Source organism: Pseudomonas sp. Tav-5-1A (assembly GCF_055755055.1).
The window spans coordinates 6,080,545-6,103,796 of record NZ_CM146901.1 but is presented as its reverse complement, the minus strand read 5'-3'; the positions used below and the strand labels follow the sequence as shown (position 1 = coordinate 6,103,796).

Genomic DNA, 23,252 nt, shown 5'->3' with positions numbered 1-23,252 from the left:
GAGTTGTGGGAGCTGGCTTGCCAGCGAGCCTTATGGGGGCCAAAAAGCTCGCTGGCAAGCCAGCTCCCACAGCGGCAGAATGCAAAACCCCCGGCAGGGCCGGGGGTTCTGGTGTTACTCGTCGAGGAAGGAGCGCAGGTGCTCGCTTCTCGTCGGGTGGCGCAGCTTGCGCAGCGCCTTGGCTTCGATCTGACGAATCCGCTCACGGGTTACATCGAACTGCTTGCCGACCTCTTCCAGCGTGTGGTCGGTATTCATGTCGATGCCGAAACGCATGCGCAGCACCTTGGCTTCGCGTGCGGTCAGGCCGCCGAGCACTTCGCGGGTGGCTTCCTTCAGACTTTCCACGGTCGCCACGTCGATCGGCGATTGCATGGTGGAGTCTTCGATGAAGTCGCCCAGATGCGAGTCTTCGTCGTCACCGATCGGGGTTTCCATGGAGATCGGCTCTTTGGCGATCTTCAGCACCTTGCGGATCTTGTCCTCAGGCATTTCCATGCGTTCGCCCAGCTCTTCCGGGGTCGGTTCGCGACCCATTTCCTGCAGCATCTGCCGGGAAATGCGGTTGAGCTTGTTGATCGTCTCGATCATGTGCACCGGAATACGGATGGTGCGCGCCTGGTCGGCGATCGAACGGGTAATGGCCTGACGGATCCACCAGGTGGCGTACGTCGAGAACTTGTACCCGCGACGGTATTCGAACTTGTCCACCGCCTTCATCAGGCCGATGTTGCCTTCCTGGATCAGGTCGAGGAACTGCAGGCCGCGGTTGGTGTACTTCTTGGCGATCGAGATCACCAGACGCAGGTTGGCCTCAACCATCTCTTTCTTCGCGCGGCGGGCCTTGGCCTCACCGATCGACATGCGACGGTTGATGTCCTTGATTTCGACGATGGTCAGACCGGTTTCGGTCTCCAGGTCGACCAGCTTCTGCTGGCAGCGCACGATGTCGGCGTTCAGGCGGCCCAGTGCTTCGGCCCACTTGGTGCTGCGCTTGGCCAGGTCACCGGCCCAGGTCATGTCGACTTCGTTGCTGGGGAACAGGCGCAGGAAGTCGGCACGCGGCATGCGAGCGTCACGCACGCACAGCTGCATGATGGCACGCTCTTGCTGACGCAGGCGGTCCAGGGCACCACGAACGCGCTCTACCAGCACTTCGAACTGCTTTGGCACCAGCTTGATCGGCATGAACAGCTCGGACAGGGCCAGCATCTCGGCGATGCCTTGCTTGCTGTCGCGACCGTGCTTCTTCAACGCCTTCAGGGTGATGTCCAACTGCTCGGACACGGCACCGAAACGCTGGGCGGCCACGACTGGGTCCGGACCGCTTTCGGCCTCTTCCTCGTCGTCGCTGCCTTCGCTTTCTTCGTCTTCGTCGTCAGACTCGGCCTTGGCAGGCGCCTTGGTGTCGATCGGCGGCGGGACTTCAGCTGGCGGCGCGATGCCGTCATCCGGGTCGATGTAGCCGCTCAGAACGTCGGACAGGCGGCCACCTTCGCTGGTGACGCGATCGTATTCGCCGAGGATGTAGTCGACCGTGCCAGGGAAGTGCGCAATTGCGCCCATCACTTCACGGATACCTTCCTCGATGCGCTTGGCGATTTCGATTTCGCCTTCGCGGGTCAGAAGCTCTACCGTACCCATTTCGCGCATGTACATGCGCACCGGGTCGGTGGTGCGACCGATGTCGGTCTCCACGGCCGCCAGCGCCGCGGCAGCTTCTTCAGCTGCGGCTTCGTCGGTATCGGCTTCGGCCAACAAAAGGGCATCCGCATCCGGAGCACTCTCGAATACGTTGATCCCCATGTCGTTGATCATGCGGATGATGTCTTCCACCTGCTCCGGATCTGAAATATCCTCTGGCAGGTGGTCGTTGACCTCCGCGTAAGTCAGGTAGCCCTGCTCACGACCGCGGGTGATCAACTCTTTGATGCGAGACTGCTGTTGCGCTTTTCCGGACATAACACCCTATCCACTGAAGGTCTTGGCGGGCAAAAAACAAGCCGAGGATTATACCCGAGCTAGGACCTCACGCGCCAGTTGAGGTCGGGGTTTGTGCGTGAACATTGCGAGTTAACAGCTCGCGCAGCTGATTTTTCTCTTCTGCGCTCAATTCACTTTGACGAGCTTTCCTGAGCAGATGTTCCAGGCAGCGCTCGCGTTGGCGAGCGGACAAGCTAGTAATGGTGTCGAAAAACTGTTGTTCAAGGTTATCGGCATCAATCAGCCACTCTTTCTCGGCCAATGCGCGCAGCAGCTTGCCCTGCTCGGTGCCGTGCCAACGCGCGATCAACTGTAGAGAGCGTAGCTTAGGATTCTTTTGCAGGGCTTCGAGCAGGGCCACCAACAGCTGGGCGTAGACGTGCTCTTCGTCGGCAAAGTGGCTGGCGTTCTCCACCTTCTCGGCCAACTGCGGGTGGTGCAGCAGGGTGCGCAGGGCGCTGAGGGTGGGCGGTTCCACCGAAGTCGGCACGCGTGGCGGCACCCGGGGCTCGAAATTGCGCCCGCCCTTGCCCTTCCAGTCCTTGTTGCCTTTCCAGTCTTTCTTGCCGCCGCCCTTGTTGGGTGTCCAGGCCTGCTGCTGTTGCGGCTGGAACTCCTGGGGCGCGTGCTGGGCGTGGAAATCGCCGTAGTCGGGGCTGTAGTCGGGCACCGAGTCGTAGTCGAAGCCCGGGTCGTAGCTGGGTGGCGGGGCCTCGGCCGGGGCGCTCTGGGCCATCTGCTTGACGGCTTCGCCACTCAGGCCGGTGATTTCACCGAGGCGGTTGCGCATCAACTGGCGCAGGTTGGCGCCGGCCACCTTGTCGATCAGCGGCGCTGCCAGGGTGACCATGTGCGCCTTGCCTTCCAGCGAGCGCGGGTCGGCTTCCTCGGTCAGCTGCTGGAAGAAATAGTCGGCCAGCGGCTGGGCGTGCTGGTTGATGCGCGCCTTGAAGGCGTCGGTGCCTTCGGCGCGCACCAGGGTGTCCGGGTCTTCGCCCTCGGGCAGGAACAGGAAGCGCGCCTTGCGGCCGTCCTGCAGGCTCGGCAGGGCAGCTTCCAGGGCGCGCCAGGCGGCGTTGCGGCCGGCCTGGTCGCCGTCGAAGCAGAACAGCACGCTGGGGACCACGCGGAACAGACGCTTGAGGTGCTCCTCGCTGGTGGCCGTGCCCAGGGTCGCCACGGCGTTGCGCAGGCCCTGCTGGGCCAGGGCAATGACGTCCATGTAGCCCTCGACCACGATGATCTCGTCGAGGTTGCGGTTGTGCTTGCGTGCCTCGTACAGGCCATACAGCTCCTGGCCCTTGTGGAACACCGGGGTTTCCGGGGAGTTGAGGTACTTGGGCTTGTCGTCGCCCAGCACCCGGCCGCCGAAGGCGATCACCCGGCCGCGGCTGTCGCGGATGGGGAACATTACCCGGTCGCGGAAGCGGTCGTAGCGCTTGCCGGAGTCGGCGTTCTCGATCAGCAGGCCGGCGTCGATCATCACCTTCTGCTGCAGGGTGTCGCTGGCCAGGTGCTTGAACAGGTTGTCCCAGCCCGGCGGGGCGAAGCCCAGGCCGAAGTCGCGGGCGATTTCACCCGACAGCCCGCGGCCCTTGAGGTAGTCCACGGCGGCGCGGCGCGCCGGATGGCCCTTGAGCGCCTGGCGATAGAACTCGGCGGCGGCGGTCAGCAGCGGGTAAAGCGGCGAGTCGGTAGGCTGCCGGGGCTTGTGGCCGCGCCCGCCTTCTTCGCGGGGCACCTCCATGCCGGCGGCCTTGGCCAGTTCCTCCACGGCCTGGGGGAAGTCCAGGTTGTCGTGGTCCATGATGAAGCCGAGGGCGTTGCCGCCGGCGCCGCAGCCGAAGCAGTAGTAGAACTGCTTGTCGGGGCTGACGGTGAAGGAGGGGGTCTTTTCCTTGTGGAACGGGCAGCAGGCAGAATAATTCTTGCCGGCCTTTTTCATCTGGATGCGCGAAGTCACCACGTCGACGATGTCGGTGCGGTTCAGAAGGTCGTCAATGAAGCCCTGGGGAATCAGCCCGGCCATGGTTCTCTCATCATCAGGCTAGGAAGCATTGCTGGAGTGTAACTGCGCCCCGGTCGTGGTGCCGGTATCGCCTTCCTGTTTGTTTGTCGGAAACGGCGTCGCATCCGATCAGCCGGGGCTGGTGTCGAAGCGGGACGTTGAAAACAGGAAAAAGGGGGTGTGCTCGTCTGCAGCCCGTGAAGGCTCGTCAGTTCTGACGTGCACGCTGGCGATGAGGCCAGGTCTGACGTTTCAGGCAGGTTTGCTTCGGTGCACAAGGCGACCTCGGCAGCCGCTCGGGCCAGGCCAGAACGGGGTGTTGCAACAACGGCTCTTGCAACAGCAACAACTGCCGGCAGCCCGGCTTTGGGCCGGGCGAGGCAGAAGCTTGCGACGCAGTCTGTATTAGTACAGACGAACGGCGCGGCGCTGTTCGCGCTGAACTTTCTTGGCGTGACGCTTAACAGCAGCAGCTGCTTTGCGCTTACGCTCGGAAGTCGGCTTCTCGTAAAATTCGCGGCTACGAACTTCAGCCAGTACACCGGCTTTTTCGCAGGAGCGCTTGAAACGACGCAGAGCTACGTCGAAGGGTTCGTTCTCTTTAACTTTGACGGCTGGCATCTAGAGCTACCTTCATTCATTACCGGGATCGACGTGCCAATGGCAAAAACATGCGCTGAAGTACGTCGGTTTTTAAGGGTTGCGGATGTTAACCCTTACCCGCCCGGAATGCAAAGCCTCTGATCGAAAACCGCTGGCCGGGGCCCTGAGTGGCGACTATCATGCGCGCCTTCGAATTCAGCCTCAACAAGGCCATGACCCATGTTAGTACTGGGATTGGAAACATCCTGCGACGAAACCGGCGTCGCCCTTTATGACAGCGAACGCGGGCTTTTGGCCGACGCGCTGTTCAGCCAGATCGACCTGCACCGTGCCTATGGCGGCGTGGTGCCCGAGCTTGCCTCCCGTGACCACGTGAAGCGCATGCTGCCCTTGATCCGCCAGGTGTTGGCCGAGGCCGACTGCGTGGCCACCGAGATCGACGCCATTGCCTACACCGCCGGCCCGGGCCTGGTGGGCGCGCTGCTGGTGGGGGCGTCCTGCGCCCAGGCGCTGGCGTTCGCCTGGGGTATCCCGGCCCTTGGCGTGCACCACATGGAGGGCCATCTGCTGGCGCCCATGCTGGAGGCGCAACCGCCGGAATTTCCGTTCGTCGCTTTGTTGGTTTCCGGTGGCCACACCCAGCTGGTGCGCGTCGACGGCATTGGCCAGTACGAGCTGCTGGGCGAGACCCTGGACGATGCCGCTGGCGAGGCGTTCGACAAGACCGCGAAGATGATCGGCCTCAATTACCCGGGCGGTCCCGAGATCGCGCGCATGGCCGCCCAGGGCGTGCCCGGCCGGTTCACGTTCCCGCGGCCGATGACCGATCGCCCGGGCCTGACGTTCAGCTTCAGCGGCCTGAAAACCTCGGCGCTGAACACCTGGCAGCACTGCCAGGCAGCTGGGGACGACAGCGATCAGACCCGTAGCGACATCTCGCTGGCGTTCCAGCAGGCGGTGGTGGACACTCTGACCATCAAGTGCCGCCGTGCCCTGAAACAGACCGGCCTCAGCCGCCTGGTGATCGCCGGTGGCGTGAGCGCCAACAAGGCCCTGCGCGAGTCGCTGGACAGCATGCTGGGCGAGTTTAACGGCAAGGTGTTCTACGCGCGCCCGCAGTTCTGCACCGACAACGGCGCGATGATCGCCTACGCCGGTTGCCAGCGCCTGCAGGCCGGCCAGCACGAAAGCCTGGCCATCAGCGTGCAGGCCCGTTGGCCCATGGAGCAATTGCCGGCGCTGTAACCCTCGCCGGGCTCAGAAATGCCGTTCGCGGCCGGCCAGCAGGTCGCGCAGGTTGCCGCGGTGGCGCCATACGATCAGCAGGGTCAGCACGCTCATGGGCAGCAGCGCCTGGGGCTCCTGCCAGGCCAGCAACGGCAGGGTCAGGGGCGTGGCGATCAGCGAGGCCAGCGAGCTGGTGCGGGTGAGGTAGAACGTCAGCGCCCAGGCGGCCACCGCCAGCAACGCGGCGGGCGGGTAGAGCGCCAGGATCATGCCGGCGGCAGTGGCCACGCCCTTGCCGCCCTGGAAATGGAAATACAGCGGGAACATGTGGCCGAGCACCGCACACAGGCCGATCCAGGCCTGGGCTTGCAGGTCAAGCCCGGCAAGGCGGGCCACCAGCACGGGCAGCAGGCCCTTGCACAGGTCGCCCAGCAGGGTGAGGATGGCGAGTTTCCTGCCGGCCAGGCGCAGCATGTTGGTGGCGCCGGCGTTGCCGGAGCCGCTCATGCGCGGGTCAGGGTTACCGGTCACGCGGCTAAGCACAATGGCGAAGGACAGCGAGCCGAGCAGGTAGGCGAGAATCGCCAGTAACCAAAACATGCTAACTATTCCGGGCGAGGACGCCCCTGATTCTAACGGCGCATTGCGCCCTTGTCGTGCTGCGGAGAGAAGTGCTTGGACAGAGTGTTTATCGAAGGTCTGGAAGTCGACACCGTGATCGGTGCCTATGACTGGGAGCGTGGCATCCGTCAGTGCCTGCGCCTGGACCTGAGTTTTGCCTGGGACAACCGCCCGGCCGCCGCAGGCGACGACCTGACCCTGGCGCTGGACTATGCCAGTGTTTCCACGCGCATCCAGGCCTTTGCCGAGGCCAGCCAGTTCCAGTTGGTGGAAACCTTCGCCGAACGCCTGGCGCAGGTGCTGATGAGCGAATTCAATATTCCCTGGCTGCACCTGAAACTGACCAAGCCTGGCGCCGTTGCGGCCGCCAAGGGCGTTGGCGTGGAGATCGAGCGCGGATGTCGCTGACGCGGATTTACCTGGGCCTGGGCAGCAACATCGACCGCGAGGCGCACCTGTGCGCCGGCCTCGATGCGCTGGCCGGCTTCCTCCAGGACATGCACTGCTCGGCGGTGTTCGAAAGCCAGCCGGTGGGCATCAAGAGCGGGCCGTTCTTCAACCTGGTGGTCAGCGCGCTGACCGACCTGCCGTTGATCGAGCTGGACCGCCGGCTGAAGTTCATCGAGGCCGACAACGGCCGCTATGCGCCGGAGCGCAAGGGCTTGCCGCTGGACATCGACGTGCTGCTGTACGGCGACCTGGCAGGCAATTTCGACGGCCTGGTGCTGCCACGGGCAGAGATTCTCAAGAACGCCTTCGTGCTGTGGCCGTTGGCGTTGATAGCGCCGGATGTGCTGCACCCGGGCGTGGGCAAGCCCATGGCCCAGGTGTGGGCCGAGGCGCAGATTGACCAGGTGCTGGCACCGGCGCCGTTCGAGTGGCGCGGCCGGCAGTTGACCTGTCTCTGAATTGGCGTCGCCTGCATCGCGACCAAGGTCGGCTCCTACGCCGATTTGGGTAGGAGCCGACCTTGGTCGCGATGCAGGCGATACGGGTTCAAGCCGTGTAGGCCTGCAAGGCCTTCAGGCGTTCGGCTTTCAGCGCCTCGCCCAACTGTTGTCCGGTATATCCGGCTTCCACCAGCGGTTTCACCGCTACCCCGCGGGCTGCGTCCGCTGCGCCGCGTAGGTAATCGGCCTGTGGATAACTTTCGCCGCGGGCGAGCGCCTCCATCTCTCCCACCCTGATGAACTCCTCGAAGCGCTGCGGCCGACGGTACACGTCGAAGCCCTGCAGCAGTTCCAGCAGCTGTGCGGCTTCCAGTTGCAGCGCGCGGCGGCCATCCTCGCCGTACTGGCCTGCCAGCATCGCCAGCTCCTGGCAGTCGCGGGGCACCTTGAAGCGTTCGTTGATGGCCTTGCCCAGGCCACCTGCCAGGCATGCCCAGCGCACGGTCAGTGGTTGTTCGTGGCGGGCAGCCTGTTCCAGGGCGCCCACGCGTTCAGTTGGCAGGGCGTCCAGTTCCGGCATCAGTTGCTTCAGGGCGCCGCAGTCGTGCAGCACCTGGATAAACACCTGTGGCTGGTTTTCCATTAGCGCCCGGGCGATTTCCTTCCAGCTGCGTTCGGCGGTCAGTGCTTGCAGTTCACCCGATTCGCTCAGCTCGCGCATCAAATCCAGTGTGTCGGCGGCGACGGTGAATCCTGTCTCGGCGTAGCGCGCGGCAAAGCGGGCAACGCGTAGCACGCGCAGGGGATCTTCGGCGAACGCCGGGGAAACGTGGCGTAGAATTCGTCGTTCGAGGTCGGCCTGGCCGTGGTAGGGGTCGACCACATTGCCGTCATCATCCTCGGCCATGGCGTTGATGGTCAGGTCACGGCGGATCAGGTCCTGTTCCAGGGTAACGTCGGGGCTGGCGTGAAACACAAAGCCGCCGTAGCCGTGGCCGCTCTTGCGTTCGGTGCGCGCCAGTGCGTATTCCTCGCCCGTTTTCGGGTGCAGGAACACCGGGAAATCCGCGCCCACCGGCCGGTAGCCCAGGGTGTGCATCTGCTCGGCGGTGGCGCCCACCACCACCCAATCGATGTCGGTGACCGCGCGGCCCAGGAGACGGTCGCGCACCGCGCCGCCGACTTTGAAAATCTGCATGAAAAAACCTCCGTAGACCCGACAGGATAACCTGTCTGCCGGGCCCGGGGAGGTCAGATGCCTTGGTTAGAGGTGAACGACAGCGAGGTCAAGGCGTCCGTAGTCACCTTCGCTGTGTTCCGTCTTTGGGGGAACATGGTGAGTCTTCATGACTTGGTCGCCCTGCAGGGTTTCCAGGTGGATGTCGAAGCCCCACAACCGGTGCAGGTGCTTGAGCACCTCGTCGGTGGACTCGCCCAGGGGTTTGCGGTCATGTTGTTGATGGCGCAGGGTCAGCGAACGGTCGCCACGGCGGTCGATGCTCCAGATCTGCACGTTGGGTTCGCGGTTGCCCAGGTTGTACTGCGCCGCCAGGGTCTCGCGAATGATGCGGTAGCCGCCTTCATCGTGGATGGCAGGCACCAGCAGGTCATCGCGCTGGTCGTCATCCATGATGCTGAACAGTTTCAAATCGCGGATGACCTTGGGCGACAGGTACTGCAGGATGAAGCTCTCGTCCTTGAAGCTGGTCATGGCGAACTTGATGGTAGAAAGCCAATCCGTGCCGGCAATTTCAGGGAACCAGCGGCGATCTTCCTCCGTTGGTTCTTCGCACATGCGGCGGATGTCGCGGTACATGGCGAAGCCCAGCGCGTAGGGGTTGATGCCGTTGTAGTAGGGGCTGTCGAAGCCGGGCTGGAACACCACGCTGGTGTGCGACTGCAGGAATTCCATCATGAAGCCGTCGGTGACCAGACCTTCGTCGTACAGGTCGTTCATCAGGGTGTAGTGCCAGAACGTCGCCCAGCCTTCGTTCATCACCTGGGTCTGGCGCTGCGGGTAGAAGTACTGCGCGATCTTGCGCACGATGCGCACCACCTCGCGCTGCCAGGGCTCCAGCAGCGGCGCGTGTTTCTCGATGAAGTAGAGGATGTTCTCCTGGGGTTCGGCCGGGAAGCGGGCGTTGTCACGCTCGCTGTTCTTGTCCGCGCTTTTCGGGATGGTGCGCCACAGATCGTTGATCTGCTTCTGCATGTGCTCCTCGCGGTCTTTCTGCCGCCGCCGCTCTTCCTCGGCGGAGATCGGGTAGGGGCGCTTGTAGCGGTCCACGCCGTAGTTCATCAAGGCATGGCAGGAGTCCAGCAGGTCTTCCACCGCGTCGATGCCGTGGCGTTCCTCGCACTGCATGATGTACTGCTTGGCGAACACCAGGTAGTCGATGATCGAGCTGGCGTCGGTCCACGTGCGGAACAGGTAGTTGCCCTTGAAGAAGCTGTTGTGGCCATAGCAGGCATGGGCCACCACCAGCGCCTGCATGCAGATGGTGTTTTCCTCCATCAGGTAGGCGATGCACGGGTCGGAGTTGATGACGATCTCGTAGGCCAGGCCCATCTGCCCACGGGTGTAGGATTTTTCCGTGCTGAGGAAGTGCTTGCCGTAGGACCAGTGATGGTAGCCCAGGGGCATGCCTACCGAGGCGTAGGCATCCATCATTTGTTCAGCCGTGATCACCTCGATCTGGTTGGGGTAGGTATCCAGCGCATAACGCTCGGCAATCCGGCTGATTTCCCGGTCGTAGGCCTGGATCAGTTCGAAGGTCCACTCGGAGCCCGTGGACAGGGGTTGGCGTTTCTGCTCTCTGGCGGTCATGTCACTAACCTGCGCTGGAAGAGTTCACGGAAGACCGGGTAGATATCCCCGGCCGATACCAGTTGCTGCTGGGCGAACGTGTCGGCAAAGGCTTCGCCGATGCGTTCGTACTCGAACCACAATGCCTGGTGTTCGCGCGGGGTGATCTCCACGTAAGTGTAGTACTGCACGAACGGCATGATCTGCTTGGTCAGGATCTCGCGGCAGATGGGCGAGTCGTCGTTCCAGTTGTCGCCGTCCGAAGCCTGCGCCGCGTAGATGTTCCATTCATTGGTGGGGTAGCGCTCGGCCATGATCTCCTGCATCAGCTTCAGGGCGCTGGAGACGATGGTGCCGCCGGTTTCCCGGGAGTAGAAGAACTCTTCCTCGTCCACCTCGCGGGCGCTGGTGTGGTGGCGGATGAACACCACTTCGATCTTGTCGTAGTTCCGCTTGAGGAACAGGTACAGCAGGATGAAGAAGCGCTTGGCGATGTCCTTGGTGGCCTGGGTCATGGACCCCGACACGTCCATCAGGCAGAACATCACCGCCTTGGAGCTGGGGTTTGGGTGCTTGACCAGCAGGTTGTACTTGAGGTCGAAGGTATCAAGGAACGGCACGCGATGGATGCGCGCGCTGAGACGTTCGATTTCCGTCTCCATTTCCTGAATATCGCCGAAGTTGTCCGGCTCTTCCCGTCGCAGCCGCTCCAGTTCTGCCTTGGCCTCGCGCAGCTTGGCACGGCTGCTGCCCGACAGGGCGATGCGCCGGGCATGGGCCGAACGCAGGGTACGGATGATGTTGATGCGTGAGGGGTTGCCCTCGTTGCTGATGCCCGCGCGCACGGTCTTGTAGGTGTCCGTGCCGCTGAGGTTGCGTTTCACCAGGTTGGGCAGTTCAAGGTCTTCGAACATGAACTCCAGGAACTCTTCCTGGGTGATCTGGAACACGAACTCATCCATGCCTTCGCCGGAATTGCCCGCCTTGCCGGGGCCCTTGCCACCGCCGCCGCCCCCCTGGGGCCGGGCGATGTGCTCGCCGGCGGTGAATTCCTTGTTGCCGGGGTGCACGACGGTCTGCTTGCCGCCGCGGCCATGGTGCAGCACCGGCTCGTCGATGTCGCGGCCGGGGATGCTGATCTGTTCGCCGTGTTCCATGTCGGTGATGGAGCGACGGCTGACCGCCTCTTCCACCGCCTTCTTAATGTGGTCACGGTAGCGCCGCAGGAAACGCTGGCGGTTCACCGTGCTCTTGTTCTTGCCATTCAGGCGTCGGTCGATCACGTAGCTCATAGGCCCTCCGGGCAGCTGCAAGCCTTAAGCTGCAAGCCGCAAGTCAAAAGCTACAGGCCGCGACCTCGGGGCACCGGCGCGGTGGCGGTGCCCCAAGGCGTGCAGCTTGAAGCTTACCGCTGCTTCACTGCGACTTTCTGACCCGCAGGTACCACTCGGAGAGCAGCCGTACCTGTTTGTCGGTGTACCCGCGTTCGACCATTCGCGTAACGAAGTCGTTGTGTTTTTGCTGGTCCTCCTTGCTGGCCTTGGCGTTGAAGCTGATGACGGGCAGCAGGTCCTCGGTGTTGGAGAACATTTTCTTCTCGATGACCACCCGCAGCTTCTCGTAGCTGAGCCAGGTGGGGTTCTTGCCGTTGTTGTTGGCCCGGGCGCGCAGCACGAAGTTGACGATCTCGTTGCGGAAATCCTTCGGGTTGCTGATGCCGGCCGGCTTCTCGATTTTCTCCAGTTCTTCGTTGAGGGCCACGCGGTTGAGGATTTCGCCGGTTTCCGGGTCGCGGTATTCCTGGTCTTGAATCCAGAAGTCGGCGTACAGCACGTAGCGGTCGAAGATGTTCTGGCCGTATTCGCTGTAGGACTCCAGGTAAGCGGTCTGGATTTCCTTGCCGATGAACTCGATGTAGCGCGGCGCCAGGTATTCCTTCAGGTAGCGCAGGTAGCGTTCGCGCACCTCCGCCGGGAATTGCTCCTGCTCGATCTGCTGTTCCAGCACGTACAGCAGGTGCACCGGGTTGGCGGCGATTTCATGCGGGTCGAAGTTGAACACCTTGGACAGGATCTTGAACGCGAAGCGGGTCGACAGGCCGTTCATGCCCTCGTCCACGCCGGCGCTGTCGCGGTATTCCTGGATCGACTTGGCCTTGGGATCGGTATCCTTGAGGTTCTCGCCGTCGTAGACGCGCATCTTCGAGTAGATGTTGGAGTTTTCCGGCTCCTTGAGGCGCGACAGCACGGTGAACTGGGCCAGCATCTTGAGGGTGTCGGGGGCGCAATGGGCCTTGGACAGGGAGCTGTTGAACAGCAGCTTGTCGTAGATCTTGATCTCGTCGCTGACGCGCAGGCAGTACGGCACCTTGACGATGTAGATCCGGTCGATGAACGCCTCGTTGTTCTTGTTGTTGCGGAAGCTGTGCCATTCCGATTCGTTGGAGTGGGCCAGCAGGATGCCGGAGTAGGGGATGGCCCCCAGGCCTTCGGTGCTGTTGTAGTTGCCTTCCTGGGTGGCGGTGAGCAAGGGGTGCAGGACCTTGATCGGCGCCTTGAACATCTCGACGAATTCCATCAGGCCCTGGTTGGCCCGGCACAGCGCGCCCGAGTAGCTGTAGGCGTCGGCGTCGTTCTGTGGGTATTCCTCCAGCTTGCGGATGTCGACTTTACCCACCAGCGCGGAGATGTCCTGGTTGTTCTCGTCGCCCGGCTCGGTCTTCGCCACGGCGATCTGGTTGAGGATGGACGGGTAGAGCTTCACCACGCGGAACTGGCTGATGTCGCCGCCGAACTCGGCCAGGCGCTTGGTGGCCCACGGCGACATGATGGTGTTGAGGTAGCGGCGCGGGATGCCGAAGTCCTCTTCCAGGATGGCACCGTCCTCGGTGGCGTTGAACAGCCCCAGGGGCGACTCGAACACCGGCGAGCCCTTGATAGCGTAGAAGGGCACTTTTTCGATCAGTTGCTTGAGTTTTTCGGCGAGGGACGATTTGCCGCCGCCCACCGGGCCCAGCAGGTAGAGGATCTGTTTCTTCTCTTCCAGGCCCTGCGCGGCGTGGCGGAAGTACGAGACGATCTGGTCGATGCACTCCTCCATGCCGTGGAAGTCTTCGAAGGCTGGATAGCGCCGGATCACCTTGTTGGAGAAGATGCGCGACAGCCGTGAATTGGTCGACGTGTCGAGCAACTCCGGTTCCCCGATTGCCATCAGAATGCGTTCGGCGGCAGAAGCGTAGGCACTGCGATCCTTTTTGCAGAGCTCGAGATACTCCTGCAGCGAGAGTTCTTCCTGACGAGTGGACTCGAAACGCTGTTGGAAGTGGCTAAAAATACTCATGACGTCACCTCGCTCGATACGTGGAGCCGACGTCGGATCAATCAGTTGATGCTGGCAGCAGTCGAAACGATCGGCCGCTGTATACCCCCCAGAACACCTCTAAGTCGCTACCGATGACCCGCGCGTCGGTGTACCGGCTCTCCCCTGTTTTGGATGGCCTGAACCTAAGGATAGTTGGGAATCTCAGACTTCAAGGTGCAATGAGCGATATGTTATGGGCCGACCGTTCGTCAGGCCGCGCGAAGCCCCGTGGGGCGGGGGCTTGGCGTCAGAAAAAATTTATTCCGCGATGCCCTGCGCGGTTTGCTCGGGGTAGGTGACTTTCCACAGCTCGAAGCCGCCATCCAGGCTGTACACCTCGGCAAAGCCCTGGCTGACCAGGTAGGCGGCGGCGCCCTGGCTGGAGTTGCCGTGGTAGCAGACCACGACCAGTGGCTTGTCGAGGTCGGCGCCGCGGATGAAGTCCTGCACCGAGTGGTTGTCCAGGTGCTGCGCGTTGGGGATGTGGCTGGCGGCGAAGGTCTGGGCGTCGCGCACGTCGACGATGGCCGCGCCATTGGCGAGCAGCTCATGGGCCGTTTGCGGCGGGATGCGTTTGAATTCGGTCATGACAGGCTCCTGAGTATGATCGGCTTGTAGCCCGTGGGAGCTGGCTTGCCAGCGAGCTTTTTGTTCCGCCGAAAAGCTCGCTGGCAAGCCAGCTCCCACAGGTCGTTTGTTACCGATTCTACCGCGTCAGGGTTGCCCTATCGAGCCGCGTATGTTGCCGTGCTCGTCACAGGCGCAGCCATGGCGTTCGCCGGTGTCGACGTTCATCAGGGTCATGGCGCCGCCCCACACGCAGCCGGTGTCCAGGGCAAAGATGCCAGGTTCGTCGCATTTGCCTTCCAGCGCTGCCCAGTGGCCGAAGATGATCTTCAGGCCGCGGGTCTTGCGCTCGCGAATCTTGAACCAGGGCGCGTAGCCCGGTGGCGCGGTGTCGGCGCCTTCCTTGCCCTTGAGGTCGAGCTTGCCCTCGGGGGTGCAGAAGCGCATGCGGGTGAAGTAGTTGGTGATCACCCGCAGCCGCTCGACGCCAGTCAGGTCGTTGTGCCACTTGGCCGGCTCGTTGCCGTACATGCCGTCCAGGAACGGCGGGAACAGGTTGTCGTCGCGCAGCGCCTGTTCCACCTCTTCGGCGCAGCGCAGGGCTTTCTTCAGCGACCACTGGGGTGGAATGCCGGCGTGCACCAGGGCCATGTCGCGTTGTTCGTCGTAGTGCATCAGCTTTTGCCGGCGCAGCCAGTCGAGCAACTGCGGGGCGTCCGGCGCCTCGATAATCTCGCGCAGGGTGTCGCTTTTCTTCAGGCGCTCGATGTTGCGGCCGGCGGCCAGCAGGTGCAGGTCGTGATTGCCCAGCACGCACACCAGCGACTCGCGCATGCCATACAGGAAGCGCAGGGTTTCCAGGGACTCGGGGCCGCGGTTTACCAGGTCGCCCACCAGCCACAGGCGGTCGTGGGCAGGGTCGAAGCGCACTTTCTCCAGCAGGCATTTGAGCGGTTGCAGGCAGCCTTGCAGGTCTCCGGCCGCGTACACCGCCATCAGTGCAGGGCCCCGGGCACGGCCAGGCGGAAGGGCGCGATGATGGCGTCGAAGTGTTTGCCGTCCTCGGCCACCATCTGGTAGCTGCCCTGCATGGTGCCGACCTGGGAGGCCATGACCGTGCCGCTGCTGTAGGTGTGGCTCTGGCCAGCTTCAATCAGCGGTTGCTGGCCAACCACGCCGGCACCGCGCACTTCCTCGACCTTGCCGTCGCCGTCGGTGATGACCCAGTGCCGCGAGACCAACTTGGCCGGCAATTGGCCATTATTGCGCACAGTAACGGTGTAGGCGAACGCGAACCGCTGGTGTTCAGGCTGCGATTGTTCGGCGAGGAAGCGGGTGACGACGCTGACGTCGATCTGATAGCGGGGATCGGACATGCAAGGGGGCCTTATTGCAAAAAACGAAGGGCATTCGGGGTGCCGGTGTCTTGAGTCTAGGCCATCGTGCGCCCGGGCAGTAGTCCGGGACGCACGATGAGGGCGATCAGCTGGCGCTGGTCTGCTCGAACAGCTTGTCGGCCAGGCGCACGAAGGCGGCCAGGTCGAGCTGTTCCGGGCGCTTGCTGCCGTCGACGCCGGCGGCTTCGATGGCTTCGCTGCTGAGCAGGGCCTTGAGGGTGTTGCGCAGGGTCTTGCGGCGCTGGTTGAAGGCTTCGCGGACGATGCGCTCCAGCAGGCGGTGGTCCTTGGCCGGGTGCGGCAGGGTGGTGTGCGGCACCAGGCGGACGATGGCCGAGTCGACCTTGGGCGGCGGGTTGAACGCGCCGGGGCCAACGTTGAACAGGTGCTCAACGCGGCAGTGGTACTGGACCATGATCGACAGGCGGCCCCAGTCACCGCCGCCAGGGCCTGCGGCCATGCGCTCGACCACTTCCTTCTGCAGCATGAAGTGCATGTCGCGGATCAGCTCGGCGTTCGCCAGCAGGTGGAAGATCAGCGGCGTGGAGATGTTGTACGGCAGGTTGCCGACCACGCGCAGAGTACCGGGAGCGGCGCCCAGGGTAGTGAAGTCGAACTTCAGGGCGTCGCCCTGGTGCAGGTTGAAGTTGCCACGGCCGGCGAACTGGCGGTTGAGGATAGGCACCAGGTCCTTGTCCAGTTCCACCACGTCCAGCTGTGCGCCGCTGCCCAGCAGGCCCTCGGTGAGGGCGCCCTGGCCCGGGCCGATTTCCAGCATGCGCTCGCCTTCGCGGGCATGGATGGAACGCAGGATGCGGTCGATGACGCCGGCATCGTGCAGGAAGTTCTGGCCGAAGCGCTTGCGCGCCCGGTGTTGGTATTGCTCGGTCATATACGGGTCTCGGCCATCTGGTAGGCGGTGTCCAGCGCGACCTTGAGGCTGCCGGTGTCGATCCGGCCGCTGCCGGCCAGGTCCAGGGCAGTGCCGTGGTCCACCGACGTGCGGATGATCGGCAGGCCCAGGGTGATATTCACCGCGGCGCCAAAGCCTTTGTACTTGAGTACGGGCAGTCCCTGGTCATGGTACATCGCCAGCACTGCGTCGCAGTGCTCCAGATATTTGGGGGTAAACAGAGTGTCGGCTGGCAGCGGGCCGCGAAGGTCCATGCCCTCGCTGCGCAGGCGTTCCAGTGTCGGTTCGATGATCTCGATCTCTTCACGGCCCAGGTGGCCGCCTTCGCCGGCATGCGGGTTGAGCCCACAGACCAGGATGCGGGGCTGGGCGATGCCGAACTTGTCCTTGAGATCCGCGTGCAGGATGCGGGTCACCCGCTCCAGGCGTTCTTCGGTGATTGCATCGGCTACCGCGCGCAGGGGCAGGTGAGTGGTCACCAGGGCCACGCGCAGGCCGTGTGTGGCAAGCATCATCACCACCTGTTCGGTGTGAGTCAGCTCGGCCAGGAATTCGGTGTGGCCGGAAAAGGCGATGCCGGCCTCGTTGATCACGCCCTTGTGCACCGGGGCGGTGATCATGCCGGCGAAACGGCCGTCCAGGCAGCCCTGGCCCGCGCGGGTCAGGGTTTCGAGGACGAAGGCTGCGTTGGCACGGTCCAGCTGGCCGGTGACGACGGGCGCCGCCAGTGGCGTGTCCCACACGTAGAGGCTACCGGCGTCGGCGGGCTGGGCGGGCAGGGCATCGGGGTCGACCGCCAGCACGCTGACGGCCACGCCCAGCTGCGCGGCCCGCTCGATGAGCAGGTCGCGGCTGGTAATGGCAATCAGGGGGTGTGGCTGGCGTTGCGCGGCCAGCAGCAGGCACAGGTCAGGACCTATGCCCGCCGGCTCGCCGGGCGTCAGCGCGAAGCGCGTGGGCTTCACTGGTCGGCCTGGGCAGCCTGTTCGGCGCCAGGCAGCTTGATCTCGACGTAGGCTTCGTCGCGGATCTGGCGCAGCCAGCTCTGCAGCTCTTCGTCGTACTTGCGGTTACGCAGGATCATCATGGCTTGCTGCTCGCGCGCCTGTTCGGTGCTGTCGGTGGCACGACGGCCCAGCACTTCCAGGATGTGCCAGCCAAACTGGGTCTTGAACGGCTTGGACACGACGCCTTGCGGGCTGTCAGCCATGACCTGGCGGAACTCGGGCACCAGCGACTGCGGGTCGACCCAGTTCAGGTCACCACCGTTGAGGGCCGAACCCGGGTCTTCGGAGTAGCTCTTCGCCAGTTCGGCGAAGTCTTCACCGCCCTTGATGCGGTCGTACAGACGGTCCGCCAGCACCTTGGTTTCCGCTTCGCTGCGTACTTCGTTGGGCTTGAGCAGGATGTGGCGCACGTGCACTTCATCACGGGTAACGGTACCGCCACCGCGTTTTTCCAGCAGCTTCAGGATGATGAAGCCGCCTGGGGTGCGGGTTGGCTCGGTGACGTCACCCTGGCTCAGGGCACTGACCTGGGCGTCGAACGGCGGTGGCAGTTGGGCAGCTTTACGCCAGCCCATGTCGCCGCCTTCCAGGGCGTTGTCGCTGCCCGAGTTGGCCACGGCCAGTTGGCCGAAGTCGGCACCCTGTTTCAGGCGGGTGTAGATGTCGCCTGCCTTGTGGGCCGCCGCCTGGATCGCTTCCGAGCTTGCGCTTTCCGGGGTGGCGATCAGGATGTTGGCCAGGTGGAACTCTTCAGACAACTGGGCCTTGCCCAGGTCCGAGGCGAGGAAGTTCTTCACTTCCTGCTCCGACACCTGGATGCGCTCGGCCACGCGGCGCTGGCGCACGCGGCTGATGATCATCTCGCGCTTCACCTGGTCACGGGCGTCCTGGTACGACAGGCCGTCGTGGGCCAGGGCCGCCTGGAACTGCGCCACGCTCATGTTGTTGCGCTGGGCGATGGTGCCGATGGCCTGGTTCAGCTCTTCGTCGGTGATGCGAACGCCGGAGCGCTCGCCGATCTGCAGCTGCAGGTTCTCGACGATCAGGCGCTCCAGCACCTGCTTCTCCAGCACGTCGGTAGGCGGCATGTTGGCGCCGCCACGCTTGGCGATGGTCTGCTGGACCTCGTGGACGCGCTGGTCCAGTTGGCTCTTCATGATCACGTCGTTATCGACGATGGCCACCACGCTATCAAGCGGTTGAACCTCGGCATGAGCCGCGCCACTCAACAACAGTGCGCCCAGAAGCAGCGGGCGCAAACAATTAGTAAGCTTGCTCTTCACGTTCTTTATAACCCTGAATGCCCTTGTCGAGGAAAGACTCGACTTTATTGCCCACTACGCCGCCGAGCCCTTTGAGCACGACTTGCAGGAAGACACCGTGGTCGCCTTTTTCGTTCTGCGGCAGCGACTGGCTGAAGTCGTCGTAGTCGACCCAGTAGCGGCTGATGAAGCGCAGTTTCCAGCAGCAGTTGTCGTACTCGAAACCGGCGAAGGATTCCAGTGTACGGCTGCGGTTGTAGTCGTACTGCCAGCGAGCGATGGCGTTCCACTGCGGAACGATCGGCCACATGATCGAGAAGTCATGCTGCTGGATCTTGTAGTAGTCCTTGATGTAGTCCGCGGTACCCGGAGTGCCGTAGTCGCCGCCGAAGCCCCATTTACCGGTGGCCGAATCGTAGTGAACGATATCGTCGCGGTAGCGGTAGCCGACGTTGATGACCTTGTTCGGGTTGTCCTCAGGCTGGTAGTGGAACATCGCGCTGCCCGAACGGGTGCTGTGGGTGTCCGGGTCCCAGTTGAAGTCCGAATTGAAGCGCCAGTCGCGGTTGAAGTGGTACTCGTACTCCAGGGCATACGGGGAACGGCTGGCGGTAGCCTCGGCGCGGTCCTTGTAGTAGATGCCTGGCAGCTGGACCTTGCGGTCCTGCATGTAGAAGGCTTCACCGAAGCTGAACTTCTGGCGCTCGAAACCGTTGTCTTCCAGCCAGCGGGTGGTAGCACCCAGCGAGATTTTGTTCTCGTCGCCGATGCGGTCATAGCCGGAGAAGCGGTTGTCACGCCACAGCGAAGAGTAGCTGAACTGGTTTTCCGCGGTGTCGAAGACCGGAATGTTGTTCTGGTTTTCGTACGGCACGTACAGATAGTACGCACGCGGCTCGAGTGTCTGGCGGTAGTTGGTGCCGAACATCGAGGTATTGCGGTCGAAGTACAGGCCACTGTCGACGCTGTAGATCGGGATCGAGCGGTCGAGGTTGCTGTGATACACCTCGGTCTGCACGCCGTTGTTCACCAGCGTCTGCTTGCCCTGGCTGTCCAGGTCAAGTTGGTAGTCGGTGTAGATGAAACGCACGGAAGGCTTGATGTAGCCCCACGAGGCGGTCATCGGCAGCGCCATTGCCGGTGCCAGGGTCAGGCGGTCGCCGTTGGCGCGAGCCAGGCCCTGGACGTTATTGTCGATCCGCGACGAGATGTTGCCGTCTTCGTCGCTGTAGTTGCCGGTCTCAAGGCTGCGCTCGAAGCGCACCGCCTCGGTCTGATAGGTGAAATCCAGACCGCCAGGGTGATACGGCAGCGAACCATTGAAGGTAATCTGCGGCAGGCGGTTGTACGGGGTGATGTCCGACACGGTAGTCAGCTGGTAGCCCTGTACGTTCAGGCCCGCGGTCCAGTTGTCGCCGCGGTAGTATGCCGCTGCCTGCTGGTTCAGGTAGTCGGTGTTCTTCACGCCGATCTGGTTGGTTTCCAGATCCTGGAAGTAGTAGGGGTCACTGATCTTGGTGTAGTCGACCTTGTAGGTCAGGCGCTTGTCCAGGTCACCCTTGTGCTGCCAGTTGATCATGTAGCGATCTTGCGAGTAGTCCGACTGCAGCCGGCGCTCGTTGTCGGAATCGCTCAGGTACGCGCCACCGAACTGCCCTTCGCTGGTCGGCGTCAGGTAGCGGAACTCGCCCTCGGTCAACATGCCGCGCTTGCTCATGTAGTGCGGGTACAACGTGGCGTCGTAGTTGGGCGCCAGGTTGAAGTAGTACGGCGTGACCAGCGAGAAGCCGGACTTGCTGCTGCTGCCGATGCTCGGCGGCAGGAAGCCGGACTGGCGACGATCGTCGATCGGGAAGTAGATGTACGGCGTGTACAGGACCGGAATGTCATGCACGCGCAGGGTGGCGTTGGTCGCCGTGCCGAAGCCGGTGGCCGGGTTCAGGGTAATGTTGTTGCCCTTGATTTCCCAGGCGTTGCTCGCCGGCTCACAGGTGGTATAGGTACCGTCCTTGAGGCGGATGATGGCGTTCTCGCCACGCTTGGCGTACAGGGCGCTGCCGCGGATGCGCTGCTTGTGCAGCACGTACTCGGCGTTGTCGACCTGGGCGGCACCGGTGTCCAGCTGGATTTCGGCGTGGTCGCCCACCAGCAGGGCGCCCTGGTCGCGCAGCTTGACGTTGCCGGTGATCTCGCCGCGGTTCTCGGCCTGGTGCAGGCTGGCCTCGTCGCCTTCGGCCTGCATGCTGCCCTGGCGCATCACCACGTCACCGGCCAGGGTAGCGGTCTGCTGCTCCTGGTCGTAGCGCGATACCTTGGCACCAATGAAGGTCGGCGCGTCTTTCTTCGCCGTCTTGTCGTCCATGCCGGGCCGGATCGGCTCCACATAGGCGCCTTCGCAGTACGGGCCGGTCTCGGCCAGCTGGGCGGCCGTGAGCTTGTCCCGGGGGACCCAATCGAGATGGCTGTAGTCGGCGCTGCGCGATTTCAGGCCACGGCCCTTGCTCTCGGTAACGAGCATGGGGCCCTTGGCCTTGTCCTCGGCGCCAGGCTTGGTCTCGCCGGCGCTTTCAGGCGCCGACGATTCCGCGCTGCCGTCATGGACAGGGCGAGGCGGCAGGACGCCAACGGGGGCCTTGGGTTTGCAATCCCAGGCTCCCGCCGCGGAGACAGTACAGTCATACTGCTCGGCGGCCACCGCGAACGGCACGGCCAGGGGTTGCATCGCCAGCAAACCGCCGGTGACCAGCAACGGGAATTTTTTACGAAACGCGGGGGATTTCAATGCCATCTTATTAGTCCGGGCTTCCTGCGTGCCATCTGCCCGCGGTGGGGCCGCACGCCTCTCGATGGTCTGAAAAAGATGCTGGATAATAAAGCATGACCCGCTTGACGGCTAGCGCCGTCGGAGACCTCTGTAATGCCCGATCAAGATGTACGCCTGCAACAGCTCCAGCCATGGCTCGCCGAGCAACTGTCGAAACTCTTTGTGGCCGGGGGCTGGGGCCCTGTACCCCCGTCTTCGCTGACCGCTGCTAGCAGCGATGCGAGCTTCCGCCGATATTTTCGCTGGGAAGGTGGTGGCCGCAGTTTTATCGTCATGGATGCACCGCCCCCGCAGGAAAACTGCAAACCGTTCGTGGATATCGCTGCCCTGCTGGCGACTTCCGGCATCAATGTGCCGCATATTTACGCCCAGGACCTGGAGCGCGGCTTCCTGCTGCTCAACGACCTGGGCAACCAGACCTACCTGGACGTGATCGATAGCGACAATGCCGACGCACTGTTCGAGGACGCGATCGATGCCTTGCTGGCCTACCAGCAGCTGCCCATGGACGCGCCGCTGCCCAGCTATGACGTGGCCTTGCTGCGCCGCGAGGTTGAGCTGTTCCCCGAATGGTACGTGGCGCGCGAGCTGGGCCTGCAGTTCAGCGCAACCCAGCAGCAACAGTGGCAACGCGCCAGCGCCCTGCTGATCGACAGCGCCCTGGCCCAGCCCAAGGTGCTGGTGCACCGTGACTTCATGCCCCGCAACCTGATGCGCAGCGAGCCCAACCCCGGCGTGCTGGACTTCCAGGATGCTGTGTATGGCCCGGTCACCTATGACATCACCTGCCTGTTCAAGGACGCCTTCCTCAGCTGGCCACTGGAGCGGGTCGACGCCTGGCTGCTGGGCTACTGGCAGCAGGCCCGCGCCGCAGGCATCCCGGTGCAGGAGCAGTTCGAAGACTTCCTGCGCGCCAGCGACCTGATGGGCGTGCAGCGCCACCTGAAAGTCATCGGTATCTTCGCGCGCATCTGCCACCGGGATGGCAAGCCCCGCTATGTGGCCGACGTGCCGCGCTTCTTTGCTTATATAGAAGCAGTGCTGGCTCGCCGGCCGGAGCTGGCCGAGCTGGGCGAACTGCTCGCCAGCCTGCGCGCGGCCGCGGAGGCGCGGGCATGAAGGCGATGATCCTGGCGGCGGGCAAGGGCGAGCGCCTGCGCCCGCTGACGCTGCATACCCCCAAGCCGCTGGTGCGCGCCGGTGGCGTGCCGTTGATCGAATACCACCTGCGCGCCCTGGCGGCGGCAGGGTTCACCGAGATCGTCATCAACCATGCCTGGCTGGGCCAGCAGATCGAGGATCACCTGGGCGATGGGTCGCAGTTCGGGCTCAGCATTGTCTACTCCCCCGAGGGCGAGCCGCTGGAGACCGGCGGCGGCATCTTCCAGGCCCTGCCGCTGCTGGGTGTGGAGCCGTTCCTGGTGGTCAACGGCGATATCTGGACCGACTACGACTTCAGCCGCCTGCGCCTGCCGCTGGCAGGCCTGGCGCACCTGGTGCTGGTGGATAACCCGGCGCACCACCCGGGCGGCGACTTCGCGCTGCAGGCCGGGGCGGTCAGCGACACGGCCGACGGCGCGCGCTTTACCTACAGCGGTATCGCCGTGCTGCACCCGGCGCTGTTCGCCGGCTGCTCGGCGGGAGCCTTCAAGTTGGCGCCGTTGCTGCGCCAGGCCATGGCCGGCGGTAAGGTCAGTGGCGAACGCTTCACCGGCCACTGGGTGGACGTCGGCACCCACGAGCGCCTGGCGGAAGTCGAAGCGCTAGTGCAAGGGCAGCGCTGA

The 23,252-nt window shown here is 63.4% G+C and carries 20 protein-coding genes; 5 read left to right on the top strand and 15 right to left on the bottom strand.

The window, feature by feature from the left end:
- Positions 1-114 precede the first annotated feature (114 nt).
- The 3 genes from rpoD to rpsU form a co-directional block, all read right to left on the bottom strand.
- Entirely contained in the window at positions 115-1,962 is a 1,848-nt protein-coding gene (gene rpoD, locus AC0J42_RS28220; RefSeq protein WP_416427177.1) for an RNA polymerase sigma factor RpoD, read from the bottom strand.
- A 67-nt stretch (positions 1,963-2,029) separates the two neighbouring features.
- Positions 2,030-4,012 (bottom strand): DNA primase, encoded by a 1,983-nt coding sequence (dnaG, locus tag AC0J42_RS28215; RefSeq protein WP_473004677.1) that lies wholly within the window; start codon positions 4,010-4,012, stop codon positions 2,030-2,032.
- A 384-nt stretch (positions 4,013-4,396) separates the two neighbouring features.
- Positions 4,397-4,612: a 30S ribosomal protein S21 gene (rpsU, locus tag AC0J42_RS28210; protein ID WP_002551877.1), complete on the bottom strand. Its 216-nt coding sequence runs from the start codon at positions 4,610-4,612 to the stop codon at positions 4,397-4,399.
- A gap of 201 nt (positions 4,613-4,813) precedes the next feature.
- Between rpsU and tsaD the strand changes: the two genes are divergently transcribed.
- The gene (tsaD, locus tag AC0J42_RS28205) at positions 4,814-5,839 is read left to right on the top strand and encodes a tRNA (adenosine(37)-N6)-threonylcarbamoyltransferase complex transferase subunit TsaD (protein ID WP_416427175.1); all 1,026 of its coding nucleotides are present in this window, start codon (positions 4,814-4,816) and stop codon (positions 5,837-5,839) included.
- 12 nt (positions 5,840-5,851) lie between these two features.
- On the opposite strand, the gene plsY is transcribed toward tsaD, so the two are convergent.
- Positions 5,852-6,421 (bottom strand): glycerol-3-phosphate 1-O-acyltransferase PlsY, encoded by a 570-nt coding sequence (gene plsY, locus AC0J42_RS28200; RefSeq protein WP_416427174.1) that lies wholly within the window; start codon positions 6,419-6,421, stop codon positions 5,852-5,854.
- Between the two features lie 75 nt (positions 6,422-6,496).
- Here plsY and folB point away from each other — a divergent pair, with 75 nt between their 5' ends.
- Both folB and folK read left to right on the top strand, forming a co-directional pair.
- Positions 6,497-6,850, top strand: a complete 354-nt coding sequence (folB, locus tag AC0J42_RS28195; RefSeq protein WP_416427173.1) for a dihydroneopterin aldolase — start codon at positions 6,497-6,499, stop codon at positions 6,848-6,850.
- The gene (gene folK, locus AC0J42_RS28190) at positions 6,841-7,350 is read left to right on the top strand and encodes a 2-amino-4-hydroxy-6-hydroxymethyldihydropteridine diphosphokinase (protein WP_416427172.1); all 510 of its coding nucleotides are present in this window, start codon (positions 6,841-6,843) and stop codon (positions 7,348-7,350) included. Before folB ends, folK begins: the two co-directional genes overlap by 10 nt.
- A gap of 88 nt (positions 7,351-7,438) precedes the next feature.
- Here the strand turns inward: folK and AC0J42_RS28185 are convergent, their stop codons facing one another.
- From AC0J42_RS28185 to AC0J42_RS28135, 11 genes are all read right to left on the bottom strand, one after another.
- Entirely contained in the window at positions 7,439-8,530 is a 1,092-nt protein-coding gene (locus tag AC0J42_RS28185; protein WP_473004675.1) for a tRNA nucleotidyltransferase/poly(A) polymerase-related protein, read from the bottom strand.
- A gap of 66 nt (positions 8,531-8,596) precedes the next feature.
- Entirely contained in the window at positions 8,597-10,159 is a 1,563-nt protein-coding gene (locus AC0J42_RS28180) for a SpoVR family protein (RefSeq protein WP_473004674.1), read from the bottom strand.
- The gene (locus AC0J42_RS28175) at positions 10,156-11,430 is read right to left on the bottom strand and encodes a YeaH/YhbH family protein (RefSeq protein WP_416427169.1); all 1,275 of its coding nucleotides are present in this window, start codon (positions 11,428-11,430) and stop codon (positions 10,156-10,158) included. Before AC0J42_RS28175 ends, AC0J42_RS28180 begins: the two co-directional genes overlap by 4 nt.
- Positions 11,431-11,554: 124 nt before the next feature.
- Positions 11,555-13,477 (bottom strand): PrkA family serine protein kinase, encoded by a 1,923-nt coding sequence (locus AC0J42_RS28170; protein ID WP_158153224.1) that lies wholly within the window; start codon positions 13,475-13,477, stop codon positions 11,555-11,557.
- A gap of 279 nt (positions 13,478-13,756) precedes the next feature.
- The gene (glpE, locus tag AC0J42_RS28165; protein WP_416427168.1) at positions 13,757-14,086 is read right to left on the bottom strand and encodes a thiosulfate sulfurtransferase GlpE; all 330 of its coding nucleotides are present in this window, start codon (positions 14,084-14,086) and stop codon (positions 13,757-13,759) included.
- Positions 14,087-14,212: 126 nt separating this feature from the next.
- Positions 14,213-15,061 (bottom strand): symmetrical bis(5'-nucleosyl)-tetraphosphatase, encoded by an 849-nt coding sequence (locus AC0J42_RS28160; RefSeq protein ID WP_473004672.1) that lies wholly within the window; start codon positions 15,059-15,061, stop codon positions 14,213-14,215.
- Positions 15,061-15,441 (bottom strand): Co2+/Mg2+ efflux protein ApaG, encoded by a 381-nt coding sequence (apaG, locus tag AC0J42_RS28155; RefSeq protein WP_416427166.1) that lies wholly within the window; start codon positions 15,439-15,441, stop codon positions 15,061-15,063. Before apaG ends, AC0J42_RS28160 begins: the two co-directional genes overlap by 1 nt.
- Positions 15,442-15,547: 106 nt before the next feature.
- The gene (gene rsmA / locus AC0J42_RS28150) at positions 15,548-16,354 is read right to left on the bottom strand and encodes a 16S rRNA (adenine(1518)-N(6)/adenine(1519)-N(6))-dimethyltransferase RsmA (RefSeq protein WP_416427165.1); all 807 of its coding nucleotides are present in this window, start codon (positions 16,352-16,354) and stop codon (positions 15,548-15,550) included.
- Positions 16,351-17,340 (bottom strand): 4-hydroxythreonine-4-phosphate dehydrogenase PdxA, encoded by a 990-nt coding sequence (gene pdxA, locus AC0J42_RS28145; RefSeq protein WP_473004671.1) that lies wholly within the window; start codon positions 17,338-17,340, stop codon positions 16,351-16,353. Before pdxA ends, rsmA begins: the two co-directional genes overlap by 4 nt.
- Entirely contained in the window at positions 17,337-18,665 is a 1,329-nt protein-coding gene (locus AC0J42_RS28140; RefSeq protein WP_416427163.1) for a peptidylprolyl isomerase, read from the bottom strand. The genes pdxA and AC0J42_RS28140 overlap by 4 nt, the downstream gene beginning before the upstream one ends.
- Entirely contained in the window at positions 18,646-21,432 is a 2,787-nt protein-coding gene (locus tag AC0J42_RS28135; RefSeq protein WP_473004670.1) for an LPS-assembly protein LptD, read from the bottom strand. Before AC0J42_RS28135 ends, AC0J42_RS28140 begins: the two co-directional genes overlap by 20 nt.
- A 129-nt stretch (positions 21,433-21,561) precedes the next feature.
- Here AC0J42_RS28135 and AC0J42_RS28130 point away from each other — a divergent pair, with 129 nt between their 5' ends.
- Together AC0J42_RS28130 and murU are read left to right on the top strand one after the other, a co-directional pair.
- A complete protein-coding gene (locus AC0J42_RS28130; RefSeq protein WP_473004669.1) occupies positions 21,562-22,587 on the top strand; it encodes an aminoglycoside phosphotransferase family protein in 1,026 nt (341 codons plus the stop codon).
- Positions 22,584-23,252, top strand: a complete 669-nt coding sequence (gene murU / locus AC0J42_RS28125) for an N-acetylmuramate alpha-1-phosphate uridylyltransferase MurU (RefSeq protein ID WP_473004668.1) — start codon at positions 22,584-22,586, stop codon at positions 23,250-23,252. The genes AC0J42_RS28130 and murU overlap by 4 nt, the downstream gene beginning before the upstream one ends.

Bases quoted from the DNA above. Each gene is read 5' to 3' on its own strand.
- rpoD (WP_416427177.1), bottom strand. From the start codon at position 1,962: ATGTCCGGAAAAGCGCAACAGCAGTCTCGCATCAAAGAGTTGATCACC.
- dnaG (WP_473004677.1), bottom strand. From the start codon at position 4,012: ATGGCCGGGCTGATTCCCCAGGGCTTCATTGACGACCTTCTGAACCGC.
- rpsU (WP_002551877.1), bottom strand. From the start codon at position 4,612: ATGCCAGCCGTCAAAGTTAAAGAGAACGAACCCTTCGACGTAGCTCTG.
- tsaD (WP_416427175.1), top strand. From the start codon at position 4,814: ATGTTAGTACTGGGATTGGAAACATCCTGCGACGAAACCGGCGTCGCC.
- plsY (WP_416427174.1), bottom strand. From the start codon at position 6,421: ATGTTTTGGTTACTGGCGATTCTCGCCTACCTGCTCGGCTCGCTGTCC.
- folK (WP_416427172.1), top strand. From the start codon at position 6,841: ATGTCGCTGACGCGGATTTACCTGGGCCTGGGCAGCAACATCGACCGC.
- AC0J42_RS28185 (WP_473004675.1), bottom strand. From the start codon at position 8,530: ATGCAGATTTTCAAAGTCGGCGGCGCGGTGCGCGACCGTCTCCTGGGC.
- AC0J42_RS28180 (WP_473004674.1), bottom strand. From the start codon at position 10,159: ATGACCGCCAGAGAGCAGAAACGCCAACCCCTGTCCACGGGCTCCGAG.
- AC0J42_RS28175 (WP_416427169.1), bottom strand. From the start codon at position 11,430: ATGAGCTACGTGATCGACCGACGCCTGAATGGCAAGAACAAGAGCACG.
- AC0J42_RS28170 (WP_158153224.1), bottom strand. From the start codon at position 13,477: ATGAGTATTTTTAGCCACTTCCAACAGCGTTTCGAGTCCACTCGTCAG.
- glpE (WP_416427168.1), bottom strand. From the start codon at position 14,086: ATGACCGAATTCAAACGCATCCCGCCGCAAACGGCCCATGAGCTGCTC.
- AC0J42_RS28160 (WP_473004672.1), bottom strand. From the start codon at position 15,061: ATGGCGGTGTACGCGGCCGGAGACCTGCAAGGCTGCCTGCAACCGCTC.
- apaG (WP_416427166.1), bottom strand. From the start codon at position 15,441: ATGTCCGATCCCCGCTATCAGATCGACGTCAGCGTCGTCACCCGCTTC.
- rsmA (WP_416427165.1), bottom strand. From the start codon at position 16,354: ATGACCGAGCAATACCAACACCGGGCGCGCAAGCGCTTCGGCCAGAAC.
- AC0J42_RS28135 (WP_473004670.1), bottom strand. From the start codon at position 21,432: ATGGCATTGAAATCCCCCGCGTTTCGTAAAAAATTCCCGTTGCTGGTC.
- AC0J42_RS28130 (WP_473004669.1), top strand. From the start codon at position 21,562: ATGCCCGATCAAGATGTACGCCTGCAACAGCTCCAGCCATGGCTCGCC.
- murU (WP_473004668.1), top strand. From the start codon at position 22,584: ATGAAGGCGATGATCCTGGCGGCGGGCAAGGGCGAGCGCCTGCGCCCG.